At 68.7% G+C, this 22,200-nt stretch carries 18 protein-coding genes, 4 pseudogenes and 1 riboswitch; of the genes and pseudogenes, 10 read left to right on the forward strand and 12 right to left on the reverse strand.

What is annotated here, in order from left to right; translation table 11 throughout:
- The 4 genes and pseudogenes from AC31A1_RS20880 to AC31A1_RS20895 all read right to left on the reverse strand — a co-directional run.
- Positions 1–215, reverse strand: a pseudogene (locus AC31A1_RS20880) (ABC transporter permease); the annotation flags it as partial.
- A complete protein-coding gene (locus AC31A1_RS20885) occupies positions 202–1,176 on the reverse strand; it encodes an ABC transporter ATP-binding protein (RefSeq protein ID WP_489654758.1) in 975 nt (324 codons plus the stop codon). The gene AC31A1_RS20885 and the pseudogene AC31A1_RS20880, both read right to left, overlap by 14 nt.
- 33 nt (positions 1,177–1,209) lie before the next feature.
- Entirely contained in the window at positions 1,210–2,448 is a 1,239-nt protein-coding gene (locus AC31A1_RS20890; protein WP_489654759.1) for a LolA family protein, read from the reverse strand.
- A gap of 250 nt (positions 2,449–2,698) precedes the next feature.
- Complete coding sequence (locus AC31A1_RS20895) at positions 2,699–3,709, reverse strand: polyprenyl synthetase family protein (protein WP_489654760.1); 1,011 nt, start codon at positions 3,707–3,709, stop codon at positions 2,699–2,701.
- Between the two features lie 208 nt (positions 3,710–3,917).
- On the opposite strand from AC31A1_RS20895, the pseudogene AC31A1_RS20900 reads away from it, so the two are divergent.
- The 3 genes and pseudogenes from AC31A1_RS20900 to AC31A1_RS20910 form a co-directional block, all read left to right on the forward strand.
- Positions 3,918–4,148 (forward strand): annotated as a pseudogene (locus AC31A1_RS20900) (peptide MFS transporter); the annotation flags it as partial.
- 132 nt (positions 4,149–4,280) lie between these two features.
- Complete coding sequence (locus tag AC31A1_RS20905; protein WP_489654761.1) at positions 4,281–6,275, forward strand: CocE/NonD family hydrolase; 1,995 nt, start codon at positions 4,281–4,283, stop codon at positions 6,273–6,275.
- Positions 6,276–6,538: 263 nt separating this feature from the next.
- Positions 6,539–6,710: riboswitch (cyclic di-AMP (ydaO/yuaA leader) on the forward strand.
- A 3-nt stretch (positions 6,711–6,713) separates the two neighbouring features.
- Positions 6,714–7,193: a transglycosylase SLT domain-containing protein gene (locus AC31A1_RS20910; RefSeq protein ID WP_393764130.1), complete on the forward strand. Its 480-nt coding sequence runs from the start codon at positions 6,714–6,716 to the stop codon at positions 7,191–7,193.
- Positions 7,194–7,301: 108 nt separating this feature from the next.
- On the opposite strand, the gene AC31A1_RS20915 is transcribed toward AC31A1_RS20910, so the two are convergent.
- The 5 genes from AC31A1_RS20915 to AC31A1_RS20935 form a co-directional block, all read right to left on the reverse strand.
- The gene (locus tag AC31A1_RS20915) at positions 7,302–8,108 is read right to left on the reverse strand and encodes an HAD family hydrolase (RefSeq protein ID WP_489654762.1); all 807 of its coding nucleotides are present in this window, start codon (positions 8,106–8,108) and stop codon (positions 7,302–7,304) included.
- A gap of 106 nt (positions 8,109–8,214) precedes the next feature.
- Complete coding sequence (locus tag AC31A1_RS20920; protein ID WP_489654763.1) at positions 8,215–9,243, reverse strand: LacI family DNA-binding transcriptional regulator; 1,029 nt, start codon at positions 9,241–9,243, stop codon at positions 8,215–8,217.
- A gap of 202 nt (positions 9,244–9,445) precedes the next feature.
- Positions 9,446–10,327 carry a carbohydrate ABC transporter permease gene (locus AC31A1_RS20925; protein ID WP_489654764.1) on the reverse strand — a complete coding sequence of 294 codons (882 nt, stop codon included), beginning with the start codon at positions 10,325–10,327 and terminating at the stop codon, positions 9,446–9,448.
- Positions 10,324–11,313: a carbohydrate ABC transporter permease gene (locus AC31A1_RS20930; RefSeq protein WP_489654765.1), complete on the reverse strand. Its 990-nt coding sequence runs from the start codon at positions 11,311–11,313 to the stop codon at positions 10,324–10,326. The genes AC31A1_RS20925 and AC31A1_RS20930 overlap by 4 nt, the downstream gene beginning before the upstream one ends.
- The gene (locus AC31A1_RS20935) at positions 11,310–12,644 is read right to left on the reverse strand and encodes an ABC transporter substrate-binding protein (RefSeq protein ID WP_489654766.1); all 1,335 of its coding nucleotides are present in this window, start codon (positions 12,642–12,644) and stop codon (positions 11,310–11,312) included. The genes AC31A1_RS20930 and AC31A1_RS20935 overlap by 4 nt, the downstream gene beginning before the upstream one ends.
- A 211-nt stretch (positions 12,645–12,855) precedes the next feature.
- On the opposite strand from AC31A1_RS20935, the gene AC31A1_RS20940 reads away from it, so the two are divergent.
- The 5 genes and pseudogenes from AC31A1_RS20940 (at position 12,856) to AC31A1_RS20960 (ending at position 17,482) form a co-directional block, all read left to right on the forward strand.
- Positions 12,856–14,862 carry a beta-galactosidase gene (locus AC31A1_RS20940; protein WP_489654767.1) on the forward strand — a complete coding sequence of 669 codons (2,007 nt, stop codon included), beginning with the start codon at positions 12,856–12,858 and terminating at the stop codon, positions 14,860–14,862.
- Positions 14,863–14,923: 61 nt separating this feature from the next.
- On the forward strand, positions 14,924–16,099 hold the full coding sequence (locus tag AC31A1_RS20945; protein ID WP_489654768.1) for a glycoside hydrolase family 53 protein: 1,176 nt from the start codon (positions 14,924–14,926) through the stop codon (positions 16,097–16,099).
- Between the two features lie 129 nt (positions 16,100–16,228).
- A pseudogene (locus AC31A1_RS20950) lies at positions 16,229–17,082 on the forward strand (helix-turn-helix domain-containing protein).
- Positions 17,079–17,291, forward strand: coding sequence for a DUF397 domain-containing protein (locus tag AC31A1_RS20955; RefSeq protein ID WP_489654769.1), 213 nt, complete (start codon positions 17,079–17,081; stop codon positions 17,289–17,291). Before AC31A1_RS20950 ends, AC31A1_RS20955 begins: the two are co-directional and overlap by 4 nt.
- Positions 17,288–17,482 (forward strand): DUF397 domain-containing protein, encoded by a 195-nt coding sequence (locus AC31A1_RS20960; protein WP_489654770.1) that lies wholly within the window; start codon positions 17,288–17,290, stop codon positions 17,480–17,482. Before AC31A1_RS20955 ends, AC31A1_RS20960 begins: the two co-directional genes overlap by 4 nt.
- 5 nt (positions 17,483–17,487) lie before the next feature.
- On the opposite strand, the gene AC31A1_RS20965 is transcribed toward AC31A1_RS20960, so the two are convergent.
- Entirely contained in the window at positions 17,488–18,036 is a 549-nt protein-coding gene (locus tag AC31A1_RS20965) for a hypothetical protein (RefSeq protein ID WP_489654771.1), read from the reverse strand.
- A 64-nt stretch (positions 18,037–18,100) separates the two neighbouring features.
- On the opposite strand from AC31A1_RS20965, the gene AC31A1_RS20970 reads away from it, so the two are divergent.
- A complete protein-coding gene (locus tag AC31A1_RS20970) occupies positions 18,101–18,835 on the forward strand; it encodes a hypothetical protein (protein ID WP_489654772.1) in 735 nt (244 codons plus the stop codon).
- A gap of 3 nt (positions 18,836–18,838) precedes the next feature.
- A pseudogene (locus AC31A1_RS20975) lies at positions 18,839–19,546 on the forward strand (formylglycine-generating enzyme family protein).
- 46 nt (positions 19,547–19,592) lie between these two features.
- Here AC31A1_RS20975 and AC31A1_RS20980 read toward each other — a convergent pair.
- Positions 19,593–20,813, reverse strand: coding sequence for an NAD(P)-binding domain-containing protein (locus tag AC31A1_RS20980; RefSeq protein ID WP_489654773.1), 1,221 nt, complete (start codon positions 20,811–20,813; stop codon positions 19,593–19,595).
- A gap of 88 nt (positions 20,814–20,901) precedes the next feature.
- Positions 20,902–22,149, reverse strand: a complete 1,248-nt coding sequence (locus AC31A1_RS20985) for a carboxylate--amine ligase (protein ID WP_489654774.1) — start codon at positions 22,147–22,149, stop codon at positions 20,902–20,904.
- Positions 22,150–22,200 lie beyond the last annotated feature (51 nt).

Raw genomic sequence — 22,200 nt, forward strand, 5'->3', positions numbered from 1 at the left:
CGCCCAGGCCCGCCCCCGTCCTGCGTCTCCAGCTTGACCGCGATCCCGACCAGGATCGGCACGGCGGCCAACACCCCGAGCAACGCAAGCGTGCGCCACCGCCGGAACGTCGTCACCAACTCGCTGCGCAACAGCCCGAAGGTCCAGAGAAACCGGGGAGCACGCACGCCAACCGGTCCGGAACCAGCGGAAGCAACCACCTCAGCCCGCGACATCGAACCCCTCCCCCGTGAGCGCCACGAACGCGTCCTCCAGAGAAGCCCGTTCAACCCCGAAGCCCCGCACCCGCACCCCGGCGGTCACCAACGCCTTGTTCACCTCGGCGAGTTCACGATCGGGCGGCTCCGCAGTCACCCGCTCCTCCGCCACGACCACGTCGGCCAGCCCCAGTTCCTTCAGCACCCGTGCCGCGTCTCCAGGGTCGGGCGTGGCCACGACCAGCCGCCCCCTGGCCCCCGCGGCCAGCTCGGTCACCGACCCCTGCGTGATCAGCCGGCCCTGCGCCATCACCGCCGCATGGGTGCAGACCTGCTCGATCTCGTCGAGGAGATGGGAAGACAGAAAAACGGTCGTACCGTCAGAAGCCAACTCCCGGATCAGAGACCGGATTTCGCGCATCCCCTGGGGATCGAGCCCGTTCGTCGGCTCATCCAGAACAAGCAGCTCGCGGGGCTGAAGCAACGCTGACGCAAGCCCCAACCGCTGCTTCATCCCCAGGGAGTACGCCTTCGCCTTCTTCCCGGAGGCTGCCGTCAGCCCCACCCGGTCCAGCGCGGCGGCGACACGATCCCGCCGGGTACGCGGATCGGCGGTCGGATCGGCGGCGTCGTAACGAAGCAGGTTGTCGCGGCCGGAGAGAAAGCCGTACAGCGCGGGCCCCTCGATCAGCGCACCGACGCGAGGCAGAACCGTACGCACGGACCTGGGCATGGGACGGCCCAGAACACGGGCCGTCCCAGAGGTGGGTTCGATCAGCCCCATCAGCATGCGGATGGTGGTGGTCTTGCCCGAGCCGTTGGGCCCGAGGAAGCCGAAGACGCTGCCCGCCGGGACGGTCAGGTCGAGACCGTCCACGGCGAGCTGCCCGCCGCGGAAGCGCTTGGTGAGACCACGGGTGGCGATGATGCCGTCACCCGTGTCCGCCTGTTCCTGCGCCTCAGCGGACGGTCCGCCCATCGACTCCCTCAATTCACCGTGCCCATAAGGAACTTACTTCGCCGCGTCCGCAGCCTTGACCAGCGCACTCTTGGTCACCGCGCCGACATACACCTTGCCGTCGTCGGTGATCAGGGCGTTGATCAGCCGGGTCGAGTAGACCGTGCCCGAACCGAAGGAGCCCTTCACCTGGTCGCCGAGCGAGCTGAGGAAGCCGCCGAGGTCTCCGCCACCGGACGAGGAACCGGACGGGATGCCCTGGCCACCGGTGTCGAAGACGGCGATGGAGTTCCAGCCCTTGCCGATGACCGTGGGATCGTCGGCGCCCTTGGCGAGGCCCTTGGCGAGGCCCTTGTCCGCCTTGTCCGCCTTGTCGTCCTTGCCGAACGGGGCGGAGTGGTCCGGGGCCGCCTTGCTCGCGCTGTCCTCCGTGGTGACCTTCGCGCCCTTGGGCGTCTTGAAGTCGAAGGTCGAGGCGGCCGGCTTGGCGAGGCTGAGCTGGGTGAAGCCGACGTCGACGACGGCCGCGCCGCCGCTCGCCGGGGTGAGCGTGAACTTGAGCGGCAGGCCGGTCTTCGCGTCCACCGCGACGCTGATGGTGCCGACGGTCGTACCAGTCTGCTTGGGCTTGATGAGCAGCTTGTAGGCGTCCCGGCCCGCGACGTGCTCGGTGCCGTCGACCGTGACGGACGTCGTGTCGTCGACCGACTTCAGCACCTCGTCGGTGAGGCCCTTGGGCGTGGCCCGGGTCTCGTCGCTCTTCGAGGTGTCGGCGGCGGTCGTGCCGTGGAAGACCTCGTTCGTCTGGCTGTCGTAGCCCCAGACGTCCTTGCCGTTGTGGATGAGGCTGTACTCCGCCGCGTTCTCCAGCAGGGAGACCTTCTGCTTGTCGGGGCCGTCGGCCGCGACGCGCAGGGTGTGGGTGCCGGTGGCCAGCTCGGTGAGCTTGGCGGTCGGGTCCGCGGAGGAGCCGTCGCCGGACTTCGTGGCGCCGGACAGCATGCTGCTCTCCAGGCCGCCGAGGTCGGGCAGGCCGAGGTCCGTGCTGATCTTCACGGTGCCGGACAGCTGCTGGACGTCCGACTTGGCGATCTTGTCGATGAGCTGCTGAGCGGTGACCTTGGGAAGGTTCGGATCGCCGGAGTCGGCGAGCGCCGGGACCAGTCCGATGGTCGCGGCCGCCACCCCCACCACGGTGACCGGGACGATGTACCGCGCCGCCCTGCGCCGCCCGGCCCGGAGCTCGTCGCGCTCTCCGGTGTCCGTGCTGTCGTCGGTTTCGTACGGTGCCATGTCTGCCTTACCTCCGTCGTCGGCGGCGGCCAACCCTTGCTGTACTCGTCCCACCCTGAGCCGCCATTCTCACCCGAATCGGTGAGGAGTGGTGTTTTCTCTGTTCTCCATCTGACCAAATCCGCCACGCATAAGCGTCAGACCCGGGAGCCAACTCCACGTACGCCTGGGGTATGACACACAGAAGCGACGCCTCCCCAAACCCCTAGGGGGAAGACGCCGCTTGTGTACGGCAGTTGCTGAGGACACGTCAGCCCGCGCGGTGCACCACCGCGTCGCACATCTCCAGGAGGGCGACCTTCGCGTCGCACTCGGGGAGCGGCGCGAGGGCCGCGCGGGCGTCCTCCACGTAGCGGACGGTGTCACGGCGGGCCTGCTCCAGGGCCGGGTGGACACGGAGCCGGGCGAGGGCCTCGGCGTGCCGGGCGTCGTCGGTGAGGTCGGAGTCGAGCAGTTCGCACAGGGCGATGTCCTCGGCGAGGCCCAGGCGGTCCGCCCGCTCGCGGAGCAGCAGCACCGGCAGCGTGGGGATGCCCTCGCGCAGGTCCGTGCCCGGGGTCTTGCCGGACTCCTCCCCGTCGGAGGCGATGTCCAGGACGTCGTCGGCGAGCTGGAAGGCGACGCCGAGCCGCTCGCCGTACTGGGTGAGGACGTCCACGACGGTGTCGTCGCAGCCGGACATCATCGCGCCGAAGCGGCAGGCGACCGCGACCAGGGAGCCGGTCTTGCCGCCGAGCACGTCGAGGTAGTGCTCGACCGGGTCGCGCCCGTCGGACGGTCCCGCGGTCTCCAGGATCTGGCCGGTGACCAGGCGTTCGAACGCCTCGGCCTGCACCCGCACCGCCTCGGGGCCGAGGTCGGCCAGGGTGTGCGACGCGCGCGCGAACAGGAAGTCTCCGGTGAGGACCGCGACCGAGTTGCCCCAGCGGACGTTGGCGCTCTCCACCCCACGCCGTACGGTCGCCTCGTCCATCACGTCGTCGTGGTACAGCGTGGCGAGGTGGGTCAGCTCGACGACGACGGCCGAGGGCACGACACCCGGCGCGTAGGGGTCGCCGAACTGCGCGGCGAGCATCACGAGGAGCGGCCTGAACCGCTTTCCGCCCGCGCGCACGAGGTGCTGGGCGGCCTCCGTGATGAAGGGGACCTCGCTCTTGGTGGCTTCGAGCAGACCCTCCTCGACTGCCGCCAATCCGGCCTGGACATCGGCTTCCAGAGCCTGGTCCCGCACGCTCAGCCCGAACGGCCCGACGACGGTCACGAGGGGTCTCCTGTCTGCTGGTGTCCCTGGGCGGTCACACGGTTTGTCGATAGGTCGCTGGCATCACTCAAGTCAGCGTATCCGGTCAGCTTTCGATCACCCATGCCGCCCACCCCGTCCAGCACGGGCGGTATCGGATCACGACCGGTATGTTTTCGATCACCTGATAAGAACGGATATTTATCGACTTGCACGGAAGTAGTGGATGGTGTCCCGAACCGCACTGGAAGCCGAACCCGAAGACCAACCGCCCCCCGAGGACGACCACGCCTTCGTCGGCCGGCCCAAGGGGCTGCTCACGCTCCCCGGGCTTGAGGTCTGGGAGCGCTTCTCGTTCCTCGGCATGCAGGCCATCCTCGTCCTCTACTTCGCGGATACCGTCGCGCACGGCGGCATGGGCATGTCGGCCACCACCAAGCTCGCCACGGTGAAGCTCTACGACGACGTCTCCAAGCCGGCCTACTTCGGCGTCAACGGCGCGATCGCGGTGGCCGCGGGCCTCGCGGTGACGGCCGCCGCGCCGTGGCTGCGCCGCACCATGCACCCGGTCCACTGAACCCAGGGGTCCCTCATGCGCATCCGTACGTCCTTCCCCCACGAGACGACACACGAGGACCTCCGTATCCCGCTGCCCGACGGAACACTCCTCTACGCGCGCGTGTGGCGCCCGGTGACGGACGAACCCGTCCCGGCACTCCTCGAATACCTCCCGTACCGCCTGACCGACTGGACCGCGCCCCGGGACGCCCAGCGCCACCCCTGGTACGCGGGTCACGGCTACGCCTCCGTCCGGGTCGACGTGCGCGGGCACGGCAACAGTGAGGGTGCCCCCGGCGACGAGTACGACGCGCAGGAACTCGCCGACGGCGTGGAAGTGGTCAACTGGCTTGCCGCGCAGCCCTGGTGCACCGGCAGGGTCGGCATGTTCGGCATCTCCTGGGGAGGCTTCAACTCCCTCCAGATAGCGGCCCTCGCACCGGAGCCGCTGAAGGCGATCGTCACCGTCTGTTCGACCGACGACCGCTACGACAACGACGTGCACTACATGGGCGGTTCGGCCCTCGCCGTCGACCTGCACGCCTGGGCGGCCACCATGCTCGCCTTCGTCGCCCGCCCGCCGGACCCCGAGTACGCGGGCCTGATCTGGCGCGACATGTGGCTCAAACGCCTCGAACAGATCGACCCGTTCATCCACACCTGGCTCGCCCACCAGATCCGCGACGACTACTGGAAGCACGGCAGCGTCTGCGAGGACTACGGCGCGATCGGCGCGGCCGTCCTCGCGGTGGGCGGCTGGCACGACCCGTACCGCGACACGGTCCTACGGCTCGTCGAACACCTCCCGCCGGACCGCGTACGCGGCCTCATCGGCCCGTGGTCCCACCAGTACCCGGACCGCGGCCTGCCACCGGGCCCCGCGATCGGCTTCCTCCAGGAGACCCTCCGCTGGTGGGACCACTGGCTGAAGGGCGAGGACACAGGCGTCATGACCGACCCCGTCCTACGTGCCTACGTCAGCGACTCCCACCCCCCGGCCACGGTCTACGACGCCCTCCCGGGCCGTTGGGTCGGCGAACCCGCGTGGCCCTCGCCACACGTGAAGACGACGACGTACGGCCTCCGGGGTGCCCCCGTGATCGTCCGCTCCCCCATGCACACCGGTGTGGACGCGGGCCGTTTCTTCCCCTTCGGGAACGACGCCGATCTGCCGCCGGACCAGCGGGACGAGGACGCGCGCTCGGCATGCTTCGAGTTCGAGGTGCCGGCCGAGACGTGGGTGCTGGGGCGGCCGAGGGTACGGCTGCGGCTGACCAGCGAGGTGCCGCGCGGGCAGGTGATCGCCCGGCTGTGCGATGTCGCCCCGGACGGTGCGTCGACCCTGGTCACCCGAGGCGTGCTGAACCTGTCGGCGCGGCACGGGCGGGACCGGGCGGTGCCGTGGACGCCGGGCACCACCGAGGACGTCACCTTCGAGCTGAACGGCATCGGGCACGCGTTCCCGCCCGGGCATCGCATCCGGCTCGCGGTGTCGTCGGCGTACTGGCCGTGGATCTGGCCGCAGCCGGAGTCTTCGGCGGGGTTCACGCTGGACCCGGAGGGTAGTGCGCTCGAACTCCCGGTGCGGGAGCAGGAGTTGACGGAGGACATTCGTTTCGACGAACCCGAGGAGGCCGAGCCGCTCGGGGTCAACTACCCGGCGACCCTGGACGAACCGCGGCCCGAGCGGCTGGTCGTGCGGGACGTCGCGAAGGGCGAGTGGCGGCTGGAGGTGGACCCCCGGTACGGCGGCACGCGCGTGTATCCGGACGGGTTGGAGTTCACCGAGGACGCGTTGGAGACGTACACGATCGACGAGTCCGACCCCTTGTCGGCGCGCACGCTCTCCGAGTGGTCGATCCGGTTGCACCGGCCGGAGCTGGGGTGGGACACGAGCGTGCGTACACGGTCGGAGATTACTTGCGACGAAACGGACTTTATTACCGCCAATGAGGTCATCTGCACCGAGGGCAAAGAAGTGATCTTCCACCGCACATGGGAGAAAAGGATTCCAAGAACTGCCAGTTGAGGGCGAATGCCCGATTTGCCGTTCTTAATCCTGCCGTGAGTTGGGTCACGCGTTTCTGTGCGTGACCTGTGTCCCGGTCTGCCCGCGTTCTCCCTTACGGCATTTGACAGTTGACCCTTGGCTCGCGCAAAGGATCAAGTGCCCCATACGCCTCAGACCAAGGTCAATAGGGGTTAGATGTGATTCCGCCACTTGTTCCGGACATGTGCTCTCGCATAGTTTCCCGGCCTGTCGAGCGGAACGCCGAATCCTGCCGCCGCCCGGCATCCCAGTCACGAACTTCTCGCACGGCAGGAGCGGGGGAACCAGGTAAGTCGCCGGGCCGGTCATCGCGACCGGAACGGCTTGGGGTTAAGTCACGTCCGCAAGGGCTTGGCCGGGCACCTCCCAGCCCGAACCCGACAGCTCACCTCGCAGGCGACGGAGAGGAACCTCGTCATGCCTGCAACCGCTCAGTCCCGCCGCGCCCGCCTCGTCCGCCGTGTCGTTGTCGCCGGTACCGGTGTCGCGATCCTCGCGCTGCCTGTCGTGGGTGCGACCACCGCGTCCGCGGCCACCACGTCGACCACCGCCGCCTCGACCACGCTCGCCGGATACCCCAACACCCTTGACGGGTGGATCCGGGAGTCGCTCGCGATCATGGCGCAGAAGGGGATTCCGGGTACGTACAACGGGATCTACCGGAACGTGATCCGTGAGTCGTCCGGTAACCAGTACGCGATCAACAACTGGGACTCCAACGCGGCGGCCGGTACGCCGTCGAAGGGGCTGCTCCAGGTGATCGACCCGACGTTCAACGCGTATCACGTGGCCGGGACTTCGTTTGATCCGTATGACCCGGTTGCGAACATCACGGCTGCGTGCAATTACGCGGCGGCGGTGTACGGGTCCATCGACAACGTGTACGGGGCTTACTAGAAACTGTTGGATCAGCCACGACGGTTGTGTTTTGAGTGGCGGCGCCGTCGTGGCTGGTCGCGCAGTTCCCCGCGCCCCTGAATGCGCCCCTTCGGGGACATTCAGAACTCAGCTGAAGAATCTTTCGAGTACCAGCGCGATTCCGTCGTCCTCGTTCGACGACGTCACCTCGTCCGCGACCGCCTTGAGTTCGGGGTGGGCGTTGGCCATCGCTACGCCGTGGGCTGCCCAGTCGAACATCGGGATGTCGTTCGGCATGTCGCCGAAGGCGATGGTGTCGGACGGGGTCAGGCCCAAGTGGCGGGCGGCCAGGGCGAGGCCCGTTGCCTTGGTGATGCCGAGTGGCTGGAGTTCGACGGTGCCGGGGCCCGACATGGTGACCGAGGCCAGGGAACCGACCACCGAGCGGGCCGTGGAGGCCAACTCGTCGTCCTCCAGGGCGGGGTGACGGAGCAGCACCTTGCTGATGGGTTCGCACCAGAGGTCGTCGCGCTTGCCCACCCGTACTGCGGGGAGCGTCGGGTGCGGCATCAAGTAGCCGGGCTCGATCAGCGTCAGGCCGTCCACGCCGTCCTGGTCCACCGCCGCGTACACCTGGCCCACTTCCGCCTCGATCTTGCCGAGCGCGGTCTCCGCCAACTCCCGGTCCAGGGTGACCGACCAGAGCAGACGGTCCGCGCCGGCGTCGTACAACTGCGCGCCCTGTCCGCACACCGCGAGCCCCCTGGAGCCGAGGTCGTCCAGGAGGGGCCGCACCCTCGGGGCCGGCCGGCCGGTGACGACGAGGTGTTGGGCACCGGCCGCCGCCACCCGCCGCAGTACGGCGAGAGACCGGTCGGAGAGGGTGTCGTCGCCGCGCAGCAGCGTTCCGTCCAGGTCGGTGGCGATCAGTGCATATGCGAGGGGTGCGGCCATGATCAGAGAATACGGATAGAACGCCCCACCGACTCGACACGAACCGGACGGCTCCTGCCTTCACATGCGTTGACCGGTGTTCCGGTTGGTTTGACAGTTACGGCGGTTATGCCGACTCCCGGATCACCAGTTCGGTGGGCAGGATCACGCCCGCCGTGTCCTCGCCTGCGATCTGGGCCAACAGCATGCGCACCATCTCGGCGCTGATGCGGTCGTAGGGCTGGCGCATGGTCGTGAGGGCCGGAGTGATGGACGTGGCGGCCGCCGAGTCGTCGAAGCCTCCGACAGCGATGTCATCCGGGACCGAACGGCCGGATTGTTGAAGGGTGTTGACGACTCCCAGGGCCATCAGGTCGGAGGCTACGAAGACCGCGTCTATGTCCGGGGCCTGGGACAGGAGTCTGCGGGCTGCCTCCTCGCCGCCCGTGCGGCGGTAGTCGCCCTCCACCACCAGGGTCGGGTCATGGGGCAGGCCCGCCTCCGTGAGGACGTCTCGGTAGCCGGCCAGGCGGTCGGGGCCGCCGGGGGCGTCGAGCGGGCCGGTGACCATGCCGATTCGGCGGCGGCCGGCCGCGATGAGGTGGCGGACCATCTCCTGGGCGCCGTCGCGGTCGGCTGCGGCGACGTAGCTGTACTTGGAGGCGGTGCCCAGCGGCTTGCCGCAGGCCACCAACGGGATTCCCGCGTCCCGGAGTTCGGCCGCCACCGGGTCGCCGCTGTGGTTGGAGACGAGGAGGACGCCGTCCACGTGGCCCGAGGTGATGTACCGGGTCAGGCGACGGCGTTCGTCCTTCGACGAGGCCAGCATCAGGAGCAGTGGAATGTCGTGGCGGGCCAGGTGTTCGGTGCAACCCCGCAGCAGGACATTGAAGTTGGGGTCCTCGAAGAACTTCTCCTGCGGCTCGGTGAGGAGGAACGCCACCGAGTCCGACCGTCCGGTGCTCAGGGAGCGGGCGTGCCGGTTGACGACGTAGCCCGTCTTCCTGATCGCCGTCTCCACCGCGGTGCGGGCGGCCGGTGAGACGTAGTGGCCGCCGTTCAGGAACCGGGAGACCGTGCCCCGCGACACGCCCGCCTCGCGGGCCACGTCGTGGATCGTGGGCGGCTTGCGGCGGCCGTTCGAGCTGGTGGTCATGTTCCTCGTTCGTGGTGGGGGGCGGTCGGCTGTGGGGGTCGCCCGGTTCCTGGGCAGGTCGTGGGAAGTCGGCAGCGGTCAGGCCGCGCCCTGAAGGGGCGCGGGGCTGTGTTTGATTTGCCGCTACCGCCGCGTGGGCGCGACCAGCCACGACGGCGCCGCGGACGAGCCACTGCCCATCACGGCGCTTCTAGCGGAGCGCTCACGCCTTGACCGATCCGCTCAGCAGGTCCAGGGACCAGAACCGCTGGATCACCAGGAACAGCGCGATCAGCGGCAGGATCGCGAGGAAGCAGCCCATGATGACCAGGGTGTAGAGCGCGGGCTGTGAGGCGCCCTGGTTGAGCAGGGTGTAAAGGCCCAGCGTGAGCGGGAACTTGGTGTCGTCCGCGAGCATCACGTACGGCAGTAGGAAGTTGTTCCAGATGCCGACGAACTGGAACAGGAACACCGTGATGAGCCCCGGCATCATCATCGGCACCGCGATCCGCGAGAAGATCCGCCACTCGCTCGCGCCGTCCATGCGGGCGGCTTCGAGGAGTTCGGCGGGCACGGAGGCGGCCGCGTAGATGCGGACGAGGTAGACGCCGTAGGGAGAGAGGATCGACGGGAGGAGCATCGACCAGTACGAGTCGGCCAGACCCAGCTTGGAGAGCAGGAAGTACTGGGGGACGGTCAGAACGATGCTCGGGACGAGGACGCCGGCCAGCATCAGCTTGAAGATGAACTCCCGTCCTCTGAAGGCGAATCGGCCCAGCGCGTAGCCGCCGGCGGCCGAGACCGCGGCGGAGAGCAGGGCGCCGAAGCCCGCGTAGAAGAGGGAGTTGACCATCCACTGCCAGTAGATGCCGTCGCGGTAGGCGCTCAGGTCCTTGATGTTGTCGAGGAAGCCGGAGCCGGGGGCGAAGGTGAACGTGGAGAAGAGTTCGCCGCGGCCCTTGCTGGCCGCGATGACCACCCAGACCACGGGGATCAGGCAGTACAGGGAGCCGAGGACCAGCACCAGGGTGGGCACCCACGCGGTGCGCTTCGGCTTGCTCGGGCCCGGGCGGGCGTCGGTGGCGGTGAGGGTGAGGGGGGTCATGCCCGGTCCTCCCGGGTGTAGCGGTCGGAGACGCGCAGCAGCGTGAAGGAGAGCGCGAAGGTCGCCAGGGCCAGCACCACGGCGGTGGCGGAGGCGCCGTAGATGTCCGACCTGAGGAAGGCGGCGTCGTAGATGGCCATCAGCGGACTCCAGGAGCTGGAGAGGCCGTTGGTCAGCGGCTTGAGGGCCATGGGCTCGGTGAAGACCTGGAGCGTGGCGATGACCGAGAAGAAGAACGTGAGCACGAGGGACGGCATCACGATCGGGATCTTGATCCGCAGGGCGATCTTCAGGTCGGACGCGCCGTCGATGCGGGCGGCCTCGTAGATCTCCTGCGGGATCGAGCGCAGGGCGGTGTAGATGACGATCATGTTGAAGCCCGTGCCACCCCACACCGCGATGTTCGCGAAGGAGAGGTACAGGTTGCCGCCGTCGAACAGGTCGGGCTGCGGGAGGTTGAACTCACGCAGGATGTAGTAGAACGGGCTGACCGTCGGGAGGTACAGGAAGCCCCACATCAGCGCGGCGATGATGCCCGGGACGGCGTACGGCAGGAAGATCGCCAGCCTCGCGAACTTGGCGCTGCGTGCCTGCGGGGTGTCCAGCATCAGTGCGAAGACCAGCGCCAGACCGAGCATCGTGGGGATGACGATCAGGCCGTAGCCGAAGGCGCGCAGGACACTGTGGCCGAACTCGGAGTCGTGCAGGACGTCGGTGTAGTTGCCGATGCCGTTCCACACCTGCTGACGGGCGCCCTTGCCGAGGCCGATGCCCTTGACCTGGACCTTGTGGAGACTGAGCCACACCGCGTACCCGATCGGTACGACGGTGAAGGCGGCGAACAGGAGCACGGCCGGTACGAGGAACCAGTACGGCGCGCTGCGGCCACGGCGGCGAATGCGGCGGGGGCGGACGGAGGTGGCGGTGCCGTCCGCCAAGGGCCCGGCCGTCGTGCGGCCGGAGCCCTTGAGCGGAGTGGCGGTCATGCCTCGGTCACCTTGAAGCCCTGCTTCTTCATGTCGGTGAAGGTCGACGACTGCATGGTCGCGAGCGCGGTGTCGAACTGCGCCGCCTTCTTCGCCTTGGTGGCCTTGCCGAACGCGTCGCTGAAGGTGTCGTAGGCGACCTGGACGTTCGGGCCCCAGGCGGACGCGGCCGTGGTGGCGGCGATCTTCGCGGCCGTGTCGTAGAAGTCGGTCTGGTTCGGGAAGAACTCGGGGGTGGTGAGGACCGAGCCGGACTGGCCCTTGCTGGCCGCCGGGTAGATGGCGGCCTCCTTGACCAGGGCGGCCAGCGCCTCCGGGTCGGTGTTCAGCCAGTTCGCGAACTTGGCCGCGGCCTCGGCGTGCTTGGTGTCGGTGGAGACACCGGTGGAGGAGCCGCCCCAGCTGCCGGTGACGCTCTCGCCCGCGCTCCACTGCGGCAGCGGCGCCATGCGCCACTTGCCCTTGGTGTCGGGGGCGGAGCTGACCAGCACACCGGGCGCCCACACGGCGGAGACCCAGGCGATGTTGGTGCCCTTGTTCAGCGCGTTGTTCCAGGCGGGCGTGTACATCGGCTGGTTGTCGATCACACCCTCCTGGACGAGCCCGCCCCAGAAGTCGGTGACCTTCTTGGTCGCCGCGTCGTCGATGCCGACGGTCCACTTGCCGCCGCTCTGCACGGTCCACCACTTGGCGCCCGCCTGCTGCGACAAGCCGGCGAACAGACCGGGGTCGTTGGAGGAGAACGTCGTCAAGTAGGCGTCCGGGAGGGCCTTCTTGGCGGCGCGGGCGGTCTTGGCGAAGTCGTCCCAGGTCGCCGGGACCGTCAGGTTGTGCTTCTTGAACAGGTCCTCGCGGTAGAAGAACATCAGCGGCCCGGAGTCCTGCGGTATCGCGTACACGGCGTCGGTGCCGAGCGTGACCATGCCCCAAAGGCCCTCGGCGAACTGGGACTTGGCGGACTTCGCGTACTTCGAGATGTCGGCGAGGACATCGTTCGACACCAGCGTCGGCAGCGCCTGGTACTCGACCTGGATCAGGTCGGGGGCGTTGCCCGCCTTCTTCGCGGTGATCAGCTTGGAGATGATGTCCTTGCCGGCGGCCTGCTTCGACACGGTGACCGTGATGTCCGGGTTCTTCTTGTTCCAGATCGCGGCGACCTTGTCCATGTTCGGCGCCCAGGCCCAGTAGGTCAGCTTGACGGGCCCGCTGCTCTTGCCGGAGTCGTCGTCGGAACCGCCGCAGGCGGCGAGGGTGCCCGTGAGGCCTACGGCTGCTGCCCCGGCAAGAATGCTGCGCCTGCTGAACTGGTGGCGGTGGATCGACATCTTCATCTCCCCTGACTGAGTGCGAGCCGGCCTCGGATGTGTCCCATCTGCTCCGCACGGCTCTGTGACCGTGCACAGTAGAGAATTGTTTCGGACCCTTGTCAATGGATGAACCGTGGGGTTACCTACTTGTTGCTGACGGATGGACGTCGCAACCATCCATGTGCACGATCACAGAAACACCTGACTTTCCCCTCCGATCCCCGGGAGTGAACCCATGCCGTCCCCCGCCCCGCACGACCGCCTGCCGCTCGCCTTCGGAGGTGACTACAACCCCGAGCAGTGGCCGCAGGAGGTCTGGGAGGAGGACGTACGGCTGATGCGGGAGGCCGGTGTCACGGCGGTCTCCCTGGGCGTCTTCTCCTGGGCCCGGATGGAGCCGCGTCCGGGTGAGTACGACTGGGAGTGGCTCGACACGGTCGTCGAGTTGCTGCACTCGTCCGGGATCTCCGTGAACCTCGGCACGCCGACCGTCGTCCCGCCGGCGTGGTTCTACCGCGCGCACCCTGACGCGCTTCCGGTGACGCGCGAGGGAGTCCGCCTGGCCTTCGGTTCACGGGGCGCGATCTGCCACTCGAACCCGGCATACCGGTCAGCCGCGGCCACGATCACGCGGGCGCTGGCCGAGCGCTACGGCAGCCACCCGGCGGTGGTGTTGTGGCACGTCCACAACGAGTACGGCGCCCCGGTGCTCGCCTGCTACTGCGATGTGTGCGCGTCGGCTTTCCGGGGCTGGCTGCGCGAGCGCTACGACACCCTCGATGCCCTCAACCAGGCCTGGGGGACAGCGTTTTGGGGCCAGCAGTACGGGGACTGGGAGGAGATCACTCCGCCCCGGGCGACCCCCTCCGTATGCAATCCCACCCAGCAACTCGACTACCACCGCTTCGCCGACGCCCAGGCCCGCGCCAACTTCGTCGCCGAGCGGGACATCCTGCACCGCCTCTCCCCCGGCGTCCCCGTCACCACCAACTTCATGGTCGCGCCGAGCCAGGGCCAGACCGTCGACTACTGGGCCTGGGCGAAGGAGGTCGACCTCGTCACCAACGACCACTACCTGATGACGGACGGCCGCCGCACGCACGTGAACCTGGCGCTGGCCGCGGACTTGACGCGCTCGGTGGCCGGCGGGGGTCCGTGGCTGCTGCTGGAGCACGCCACGTCGGGGGTCAACTGGCAGCCGTACAACCCCGCGAAGCGTCCCGGTGAGATGGCGCGCAACTCACTCGGGCATGTGGCCCGGGGCTCCGAGGGCGCGATGTTCTTCCAGTGGCGGCAGTCGCAGTCGGGCGCGGAGAAGTTCCACACGGCGATGCTGGCGAACTCCGGTACGGACAACCGGGGTTGGCGCGAGGTGACGGAACTCGGGCGCCGGGTCTCCGACTTGAGCCGGGCCGGTCTGCGGGGTACGCGGACACGCGGTGACGTGGCGATGGTGTGGTCGTGGGACTCCTGGTGGGCGCAGAGCCTGGAGTGGCGGCCGAGCCAGGATCTGGACGCGCGGGAACGGTTGGACTCGTTCTACGAGGCCCTGTACGACCGGCACTTGACGGTGGACTTCCTGCCGCCGACGGGGCTGTCCGACCTGGACCCGGAGCGCTATCCGCTGCTGGTGGTACCGCAGTTGTACGCGGCGCCGGTGGGGGTGGGGGCGGACCTGGAGCGGTACGTCTCGCGAGGCGGAACCCTGCTGGTCTCCTTCTTCTCCGGGATCGTCGACGAGAACGACACGTTGCATCCGGGCGCGTATCCGGGGGCGTTGCGGGACGTACTCGGGCTGACCGTCGAGGAGTTCGATCCGTTGCTGCCGGGCGAGACGGTCAACGTGCGGTCCGCGGACGGCTCGTTGTACGCGGCGGATCTGTGGTCCGAGGTGGTCGTGCCGGGTGCGGGGTGCGAGACGGTCGCGGTCTTCGCCGACGGGCGTACGGCGGGAGGGCCCGCGTTGACCCGGTACGAGCGGGGGTCCGGTGCGGCCTGGTACTTGGCGACGCGGCTCACCGGTGCGGATCTGGCGGCCGTCGTCGACCTCGCCCTCGCGGACGCCGGGATCACGCCGGTCGATCTGCCCCGTGATGTCGAACTCGTCGTACGGGAGGGCGAGTCGGGGACGTTTCGCTTCGCGGTGAACCACACCGGGGGCGAGGTGAAGGTGGTGCTGCCGGACGGGAGTCGGGCGGCGGTGCCGGCGGGCGGGGTGGAGGTCTTCCGGGACCCGCGCTGACCAACTGGCTTGTGGCGTACCCCAGTTCTGTTGTTTCTGTTCGGTGAAAGGGAACTTCGTTATGCGCAGACGCAGTGTTCTTACGGCGGCGGGTGCGGCGGCACTCGCGGTGCCGGTGTTGGCGGCGGCACCGGCGGTGGCGAACACCGGTACCGGTACCTCGACCGGTGGTGGGTCGGACCGGCGCCGGTTGGAGATCCGGGGGATGGACATCTCGTCCCTCCCCAAGGACGAGGCGTCCGGTGCCGTGTACCGCCGTGCGGACGGCCGCCGGGACGACCCGATCCGCATCCTGGCGGACGCGGGCGTCACTCACGCCCGCCTCAAGGTCTGGGTGAACCCGGCCGACGGCTACAACAACAAGAAGCACATCCTGCCGTTGGCGAAGCGGTTGCGCCGGGCGGGGATCGGCATCTGGGTCGACTTCCACTACTCCGACACGTGGGCGGACCCGTCCCACCAGACCAAGCCGGCGGCCTGGGCGGACCTGGATGTGGCGGGCCTGACGCGCGCGGTCTACGACCACACGGCCGACGTACTGGGCGCGTTGCGCCGCCAGGGCACCCCGGCCGACCTGGTCCAGATCGGCAACGAGATCAACGGCGGGCTGCTCTGGCCGACCGGCAAGAACTGGGGTGACGACAGCGGGGGTTGGGGCAACCTGACGACGTTCCTCAAGGCGGGCCTGAACGCGGCGCGCGACACGACCCCGCGCATCCGCACGATGCTGCACATCGCCTCCGGCGGCGACAACGGCACGTCACGTTGGTGGTACGACAACGTGGTCGCCGACGGCGTCGACTTCGACATCATCGCCCAGTCGTACTACCCGTTCTGGCACGGCGCCCCAGAGGCCGCGGCGGCCAACTTGGCGGATCTGGCGGCCCGTTACGACAAGCCTGTGCTGATCGCGGAGACGGCGTATCCGTTCACGCTGGAGAGCGAGGACGCGACGAACGACATCATGTACGACCCCTCGCAGCTCACGGAGGGCTACCCGGCGACCCCGGCCGGCCAGGCGGCGTGGCTCCGCACGGTGGCCGACCTGATGGCGAACGTGCCCGGCAACAAGGGCCTGGGCTACTGCTATTGGGAGGGCGTCTGGACGTACCGGGCCGGTGACGGCTGGGACCCGACCGACCCGACGTCGGGCAACGCGTGGGAGAACCTGGCGTTGTTCGACTTCCAGGACAGGGCGCTGCCGGGGTTGAGGACGCTGGGCGGCTACCGGTCGTAACGCCCGCGAGTGACGAGTCCAACCCGTACGGTTACTGTCCGGTGCTTGTCCAGTGCTGTCCGGGCTGTCGGCAGGGGCCGTACGGGTAGGGGGCGTTGCGGCATAGCCGTACGACGGGAGGGGCGCGGGATGAGCGTGGACACCGAAGTGGACGAACCGGGTTGGGAGGTGGACCCGGACGACGACTGGGGGTTGGCGGTGCTCGCAACCGTCGGGCGGCAGTTGAAGCTGCGGCGCGAGGCGGTGGGGATGCGGGTCCCGGACTTCGCGGTGGCGGTGGGATACGGCGAGGACCTGGTCTACAAGGTCGAGGGCGGGAAACGGATTCCCCGACCTGAGTATCTGGACAAGGCAGAGGAGGTGCTGGACGCGGATGGGCTGATCGCCGCGATGAAGGAGGACGTGGCGAGGGTCCGGTACCCGAAGACGGTTCGAGCGCTGGCGAAGATGGAGGCAAAGGCGGTCGAATTGCTCTCGTACGGGAGTCACACTCTGCACGGCCTGCTACAGACGGAGGAGTACGCCCGGGCGCTGATGCAGACGCGGCGCCCCTCCCCCTCTGACGAGGATCTGGAGCGGGCGGTGGCCGGACGCGTGGCCCGGAATTCGATCTATCAGCGCTCGCCGGCCCCGGAACTCAGTTTCGTCCTGGAAGAGGCGACGCTGAGGCGCCCCGTCGGCGGGCAGGTGGCGCTACATCGGCAGATCGAACACATCCTGGACCTGGCGCAGTTGCGGAATGTAGAAATTCAGGTGATGCCGATGACCCGCTGGGACCACCCTGGTACCGGAGGACGGATCCAGGTGCTGAAGTTCGGAGACGGCACGCGGTCGGGCGCATGGACGACGAGTTCAACGGCCGTCCCGTATCCGAACCGAAACAGCTGCGGATCCTCGAACTGAGCTATGGGATCATCCGGGCGGAGGCAATGACCGCTCGGGAGTCCATGGCCTTCATCGAGCAACTGCTGGGAGAGACATGATCCGCAACGCCCCTGACGGACACGATGCCGAACTCGCGTGGTTCAAGAGCAGCTACAGCGACACCAGCAACCCGAACGACTGCGTCGAGGTAGCCGCCACCCCCGGCACCATCCACATCCGCGACTCCAAGCACAACACCCAGGGCCCCCGGTTCACCGTCACGGCAGCCGCCTGGACGGACTTCTTGCAACTGGCAGGAGAAGCATGATCAAGCCCACCAACCTGGCCTGGTTCAAGAGCAGCTACAGCGACAGCAGCAACCCGAACGACTGCGTCGAGGTGGCCACCACCCCCGCCACCATCCACATCCGCGACTCCAAGCACAACACCCAGGGCCCCCGGTTCACCGTCACGGCAGCCGCCTGGACGAAGTTCGTGACGTTCACGTCCAGCATCTGAGCGGCTCAAGGCTGAACAGGCTGGCCAGGAGGCCGGGTTGGGTCATAGTGCGTGCGGGCGAAGGTGTCGTTCGCACAGCGGACCGTGTCGGGTTCGGGCGGCGCCGGCCACACGCTGAGGACGTGCTCTTCCACCGGGGTGTCGCCCGCGTACCCGGCGCCTTCATCGCGTCCCCGTGTCTGCACGCGGACGCGATACCAACCCGCGCCGGCCGTCGCGAAGTTCCCGGCGTCCTCCTCGACGTCACCGCCCCACCGGAACAGCCTCAAGCTGCCACTCGTGCTGCAGATACTCACGTCCACCACGGTCTCCCACTCCTCGCCCGGCAACGGTGGTTCGTCCGCGCGGTGTTGAGTGGTCAGGCGTATCCAGCCGGTGTGGGTGCCCGCGAGCACCGTGAGGTGTTCCGGGCCCCCTGCCGCCAGGCTGTTCCCCGCGAAGATCCGCTGAACCGTGTCCGCGTCGTCGTACTCGCTGAGGAATTCGTCGCCCTGTAGGTAGTACTGCTGATAGGAGACGGACATCCGATCCGAAGTCCACGTCGTGTAGCGCATTCCCCGGATCATGCCCTGCCCCACTGACAACGCGTCGCGATGACCTGGAATGCATCATCGAGGCATGTTCACACCCGGACAACGCGACCGCACCCGCGCCCAACTCCTCGCCCACGCCGAGGCCGACGACTCGATCACCGGCTTCGCCTACACCGGCTCGCACGCCACCGGCACCGGCGACCGCTGGTCGGACACGGACATCGTGCTGGCGGTGCGGGGCGATGTCGCCGAGGCCGTAGGTCGCTGGACGGCGTGGATCCACGACGAGTTCGACACCCGGCACCACTGGGACCTCGACGTGGGCGGCACCGGCGTCATCCGCGTGTTCCTGCTGCCCAGTTGGGTGGAACTGGACCTCACCTTCGCCCCGGAGCCGGAGTTCGGCGCCCGGGGGCCAGCCTGGAAGACACTCTTCGGCATCCCACACGAACAGCCGCCGTTCCCCCCGCCCGACCGCAACACCCTGATCGGCTACGCCTGGCACCACGCCCTGCACGCTCGCATCTGCCTTGAACGGGGCCGCAGTTGGCAGGCCGCACACTGGATCAACGCCCTGCGCGACCAGCTGATCGCCCTCGCCTGCCTACGCCTCGCCCTCCCCACCGCCTACTCGAAGGGCGCCCACCTGCTACCGGACGAGGTGACGACCCCACTGGAGGCCACCCTCATCCGCTCCCTCACGGAACCAGAACTCCGCCGCGCGCTCACCGCGACAATCACGGCCACAGCAGCGGAACTCGACCACTCCGACCCCCAACTCGCCGTCCGCCTAGGCCCGATGCTCACGGAGCTGACGTAACCCATGGGCACAGCCACCCACATCGACCTCACCCCCGTCCCGCCCGGCCAGGTCACCCTCTCCGACCGCCGCACGCAACGGAGTTGGACAGTCGACCTCGCCCCCTTCCACCTCGGCACCTTCCCCGTCACCCAGGAGCAGTACGCCCAGGTCACCGGCGAACGCCCGAGCACCGCACAGGGCAATGACCGCCTCCCCGTGGAGACCGTGTCGTGGCGGGACGCGGTCCTCTTCTGCAACTCCCTTTCCCAGCAGGAGGAGTTGACCCCGGCGTACGACTTCGACGCACAGGGCGAACCCGTCCTACGCGAACCCGTCCTACGCCTGTCTCTTATACACATCTGACGCCTCCCCACCGAAGCCGAGTGGGAGTACGCGTGCCGGGCGGGGACGAGCGGCCCGCGCTACGGCCCCCTCGACGACATCGCCTGGCACCGCGGCAACTCCGACGAGCGCCCACACGAACCGGGCGCCCGACTCCCCAACCCCTGGGGCCTGCACGACATGCTGGGCAACGTATGGGAATGGTGCTGGGACCTCTACGACCCCGAGGTTTACGGCACCTACCGGGTCCTGCGCGGCGGCGGCTGGTTCGACGAGCACTGGAGCTGCCGCGCTTCCGTGCGCCGCCGGAGCCACCCGACCTTCCGCGTGGACGACGTCGGCTTCCGCGTCGCCCGTTCCGTGCCCAGTGGGCCCGTGATCCACTGAGCCCCTGCCCCCGGCCGAACCGGGCGCAGCCCTCCCCGGCGCTCACCTACCCGTGCGCGGCCGCCAGATGCTTGGCCAGCCTCGGCGACGCGAACTCCGTCCCGCACACGAACCGCATCACCGGCCCGTACGACGACGCCGACGGCAGCCCCGTGAAGTAGACCCCCGGCACGGACGACACATACCCGGCGCCGAGTTTCGGCGTACCCCGGCTCACCGCCAGCTGGGTGCGCAGCTCATGCCCGAGGAAGTCCATCGCCGCGATGTCGACCCGGTACCCCGTCGCGGAGATGACGTGGTCGGCGGTGAGTTGCCGCGTGCCTCCGCCCGGCGTCGCGACGGTGAGTACCGGGCCGCCGTTCGCCGCGCCCGCGCCCCCGACCGCCTCCGCCCGTACGATCCGCTCGACCTCGCTGACCTGCACCTTCCCCTCGAACCGCTCGCGCAGCCACCACGCGCCGAGCGGCCCGAGCACCCGGCGGACCAGGTAGTGCCGGGTCTGCTCGGGGAGGTAGCGGTACGGCTGGGGGTAGTAACTCAGCGCCCACAGCGACCATGCCCGCCCGAACGGCGACTCGGGGCGCAGCTTCGGCTGCTTCCACGGCGGTGCGCCGAAGGCGACCCGGCCGTGCCCGCGCGAGACGATCCGCACGTTCGCGCCCGCCTCGGCCGCCAACACCGCTGTCTCCAGGGCGGATTGACCGGCGCCGACGACGATCAGCTCCTTGCCCTTGAACGCGCTCAGATCGTGGTGCTGCGAACTGTGCGAGACGGGAGCGGCGGGCGCGGGCCCGTCGACCGCCGCGGCCGCCAGCTCCGGCGGGAGGTGAGCCAGGCCGTACAGGCCGGTCGCGACCACGACGGCCCTCGCCGTGAACAACTCCCCCGAGTCCAGCTTGAGTTCGAAGCCGCCGCCCGTCTTCCGGTCCACGGAGACGACCCGTACCCGCTCCAGTTCGGGCACCAGCTTCTGCTGGAACCACTCGCCGTAGGCGATGAAGGTCTCCACGGGGATGATGTCCTCGTCGGTGACCAGGCGGGGGATGCCGGCCGCGTCGCAGTAGTCGACGAGGTTGTGGCCAGGCTGCGGGGCGTCGAGGTTGGAGGCGGCGGGGGTCGACTTCAGGAGCATCCCGGCGGGCATGTGGTCACGCCAGCTGACCATGGGCTCGCCGAAGACACGGACCGGAATGCCGCGTGCCCGCAGATGCGCGGCGGTGGACAGGCCGAACGGCCCGGCGCCGATGACTGCTACCGGTTGAATCACGAAGTCCCTCCCCAGGACATCAATTCGTCACTTCGTGCTGGAGCCGCCGATCGAACTCGCGTGCCCCTTTAGCTACTTGCTGCTGGAGTTACTGCTTGCCGCTCCTGGTGCTGCCGCGCCGGTTGGTGCGCCACAGCTGATACAGGTGCTTCGCGCCCGGCCGCACGAAGCGGGCCAGCATCGTGAAGAACGGCCGCAGGTCGTCACCCGCGAGCCAGGCCAGCTCCGTCCCGCTCGCCCGCGCCGGTGCGTGCGGCGTCGTATAGCCGCTGCGGCGGTAGGCGAGGAGGGCGGGCAGGTCGATGTTCTCCACGATGTACCGGTGGCCGGCGCGCTGTTCCCCTTCGGGGACGGAGCGGCCGGTCAGGTCGAGGTGCATGGCGCGGACCACGTCCACCCCCGACTCGTTCTCGAAGAGCCGGAACTGGGCGCCCATGCGGGGGTTGAAGTCGAGCAGTTTGTACTGACCGTCGCGCCGGTCGAAGCGCAGGTCGAGGTCGATGATTCCGGTGAAGCCGATCTGTTTGATGAAACGTGCGGCGAGGTCCGCGAGTTCCGGATTGTCCACGACATAGGCATGTGCCGTCATGCCCGCGTGCGGCGGCCAGGAGCGCACCTTCACGCCGGTGAACATGGCCAGCGGGGTCGAGTCCTGGTCGAAGTAGGCGTGCACGATCCAGTCTTCGGCATCCTCCCTCGGCAGGTACTCCTGGAGGATCACCCCGGGGTGCTCGCCCCAGTCCCGGGCCAGTGTGAGCAGCCCCTCGCGGGTCGTGATCCTCGTCGTACCGTTCACGGCCGGCCGGGAGCGCCGTACGAACGCCTCCCGGTTCTTGGCCACCAGCGGGAAGCGGGCCTTCTCGGCGAACTCCACGATGTCGTCGTACGACTGCGGGAAGGCCGCCGCGGGGCTGGGTATGCCGTGTTCCACGCAGAGTTCGTGCAGCCCCTGCTTGCTCGCGAGGTGACGCGGCAACTTCGGTTCCACCCGCGGGAAGAGGAAGCAGGAGCCGAGCGCGTCCTGGTGCTCGGCGATCAGGACGGCGGCCTCCTCGTCCGTGGGAATGAGGACGGTGGGCCGGCCGATGCGGCGCCCGATGCGCAGCAGGCCCTCCACGAGTCGCCCGGGTTCCTCCGTGCCGGTCGTCGGCCACACGAACGCGCGCTCCAGGTAACGGGACGCGGCCGCCGGTGTGTAACGGTCCTCCGTGATCGCATACATCGGCACGCCGAGCCGCCCCAGACTCCGGATCGCGCCCACCCCGCCGTGATGCAGTGGATAGTCGCCGAACTTCACGATCAGGCCCGGCACTTCGCGGTCGGCCTCGAAAGGCACGCTGCTGGAGCGCTTGGCCACGGGTCCCCCCACGTGTCCCCCCTACGGACC

The sequence above is a fragment of the Streptomyces sp. P5F9 genome (genome assembly GCF_057961495.1).